This window comes from Brenneria alni (assembly GCF_003666245.1).
Taxonomy (GTDB): Bacteria; Pseudomonadota; Gammaproteobacteria; order Enterobacterales; family Enterobacteriaceae; genus Brenneria; species Brenneria alni.
On record NZ_MJLZ01000127.1, the window covers coordinates 1 to 581 of the forward strand.

The 581-nt window shown below is 41.3% G+C and carries 1 pseudogene; it reads right to left on the reverse strand.

Features of this window, described 5'->3' with window-relative positions:
- Window positions 1–71: 71 nt before the first annotated feature.
- Window positions 72–440 (reverse strand): annotated as a pseudogene (locus BIY29_RS21115) (DUF4225 domain-containing protein); the annotation flags it as partial.
- Window positions 441–581 lie beyond the last annotated feature (141 nt).

Here is a 581-nt window from a genome sequence, read left to right on the forward strand (position 1 = left end):
ATAAAAAAAAGCAGATTACGGATGCAAATACATACGCATAAATAGGCCAAACATAAGAGTAAATTATGATATCATTCATTTTTATATAATGTATACATTCCACCAATTGTTGCTATGTTAACAGCACTCTCTGCAACCAAAGGCACTGGCCCCATAGTCTTCCATCCGCGAACAAAATCACTATTAATATATCTGAAAAGTCGGAAAGTATCCTCTCTCACGACATTTCTGGATAATCCATAAACGGAAATCCCTAAATCAACGCTGGCGTAAGCTAAATCAGCGCGGTTTTCGCTTTGAGCTATCGATTTGGCTATCGCCCGATAGGTATCCCTGGTCCAGCCCGATCGGTTTTCTCTAAACAACAGGTAATAGCCGTTTTCATACAGGTTATTTAAACCGTGGGAAATGTTCAGCGAACCAAAGCCAGCGCAGAGATAGCCCGCAGTGGCGGCATTTCATTTTGCGTCATTGAGTGGGGAGCGGATAGCTTGATTTCAGTGATTCGGGCGTCTCTTAGCTTGATTAAAAAATATTTTTCCAGTCCTCCCGATGCTGAAATTCGATAAAAGTAGAATTCG